Here is a 1,805-nt window from a genome sequence, read left to right as displayed (position 1 = left end):
TGCTGCAAATGCTTCTAGCACCATCCAAGATATATCTGATAAAAAAATAAAATAAACATTCCAAACAAATGTAATACTGTTATCCATAATAAAACAACCTCTCAATCTCAAGCAATCAATGACAGAAAAAATAAAGACCTCAGGTACTTCTATCCACTATCAGAGAAAGATGCAAAGGAGTTTAACTTTAAAGCAAATAGAGAATTTAGTACTAACTTCACAAACCAGTTACTGTTAAAGCTTTATATCAAAGATCCTGAGAAGAGATTTAAGAACAAATTTACCTTCTCAAGCTACATGATAAAAGCATTAAAGAACGAGCATCATCAAGGACCGCGTGTTAATAATCCAAGCTTTAGATTTAGCTGTAACATAGACGAGCAGGAAAAAAGAGTATTGGAGTGCGAGCAGTATTTAATCAAGGTGGAGAGTTCAAGTGGTACTTGCAAGATATCACAGGTCAAAAAGAAGATAGCAGGGCGATTTAGCTCTGAGATATCGCATTCAATCCTTACAACCGCACAATTCATAGAAAGTAGTAGTAGGGAGTTATTAACTATATTACTTCCTGAGAATATAGCTTTAAGTGATATGCAAAGAGAGATATTAATGAGAGAAGTATGTTCAGTATACGGCAATAATAACTGCTATCTTGATAGAGTTAAGACAGAATTGAAAATATCAGAAGCAGTAGTAGGGAAGGAAGAAGAAAATATGGAAGAAGCACAAAGTGCATCTACATCAGAGCCGCATTTCATTAACCCAAGAAGCACCCCTTTAAGCTCTCTGAAGCAAGATAGCGTATGGCGTCAAGTAAGGCAGGCGCTATTACTGCAGTACGGCAATAACATAGATGAAGCTTGGTTTTCGAAAGCTGTAGCTAAAGAGTGCACAGAAACTAGCCTACTCACGCTCACCATGCCAACAAGATTTATGGCGGACTGGCTTAAGAATCATTATGGCTATGCTATATCTAGAATATCAGGAACTTTTAGTTTTAAATATATAGAATATAATTATTAAAGATAATAGGTGTAGTATGATAAAAGAAGACATACGTAAGATACATAAAAAATATATGAAATTATACAATAAAGCAGATAGATATTTGAATAATCAGCAGTATATTCAGGCAATAGAGTGTTATAGGAAAGCGATCAAAATTTATCCTAATTGTGTTTCATCATATTGCAATATGGGAATAAGTTTTGACGGCCTTAAGCAATATGAGGATGCAATCAAATGTTATAATAAAGCTATAAGCGTAAATCCTGATGACCATCATGCATATCATAACAAAGCACTATCTCTTGCTGGTCTTGGTTATAACGAGTTGGCTTTGGAGTATTATGACAAAGCAATGGACCTTAATCCTAAGAGATATGAGGATATGTTCGATGAAGTGATAAACGAAAGTGAAGAAGAAATGACTTTAGAGAATAGCGCAGAAATAGAGGTCCATATTACAAAAGAGATAGAGCAGTATATTAATCGAGGTGGAGTATTAAGTTAATAATTTAGCTATTAATAATGACTTACTAGTAATTTTAAAAAACATTATATAAATATCAATTAAAATTATCAAAAAAGATAGGAGCGAGAAAATGAGCAATAAAGAACAAAATGTAACATCAAATATAGAAAACTGATATTGTGAAGAGTAATCGGATATTATCATTATCAGGAGGAGGGGTAAAAGGGATAGCGGAGTTAGTGGTTTTAGCTGAGATAGAGGAGCGTACTGGTAAATCTATAACGGAGTTATTTCCAATAATAACAGGCACTAGCGTTGGAGGACTTATTGC

General features: G+C 33.9%; 3 protein-coding genes. All 3 read left to right on the top strand.

All coding sequences use genetic code 11. The features are described 5' to 3' along the window. Positions 1–297: 297 nt before the first annotated feature. Entirely contained in the window at positions 298–1,023 is a 726-nt protein-coding gene (locus tag A452_RS08880; RefSeq protein WP_017208723.1) for a DnaA N-terminal domain-containing protein, read from the top strand. Positions 1,024–1,039: 16 nt separating this feature from the next. Further along, positions 1,040–1,513, top strand: a complete 474-nt coding sequence (locus tag A452_RS09120) for a tetratricopeptide repeat protein (protein ID WP_017208722.1) — start codon at positions 1,040–1,042, stop codon at positions 1,511–1,513. A 137-nt stretch (positions 1,514–1,650) separates the two neighbouring features. After that, on the top strand, positions 1,651–1,805 hold a 155-nt coding region (locus A452_RS10250), incomplete at its 3' end, for a patatin-like phospholipase family protein (protein WP_193427898.1).

The sequence above is a fragment of the Rickettsia australis str. Phillips genome, assembly GCF_000273745.1.
In the GTDB taxonomy this organism is placed as follows: Bacteria; Pseudomonadota; Alphaproteobacteria; order Rickettsiales; family Rickettsiaceae; genus Rickettsia; species Rickettsia australis.
Note: the sequence above shows the minus strand (reverse complement) of the source record. Positions and strands in the feature narration are given on the sequence as shown.

What these genes read in the sequence shown, in the direction of transcription:
- A452_RS08880 (WP_017208723.1), top strand. Translation starts at nt 298, where the DNA reads ATGATAAAAGCATTAAAGAACGAGCATCATCAAGGACCGCGTGTTAAT.
- A452_RS09120 (WP_017208722.1), top strand. Translation starts at nt 1,040, where the DNA reads ATGATAAAAGAAGACATACGTAAGATACATAAAAAATATATGAAATTA.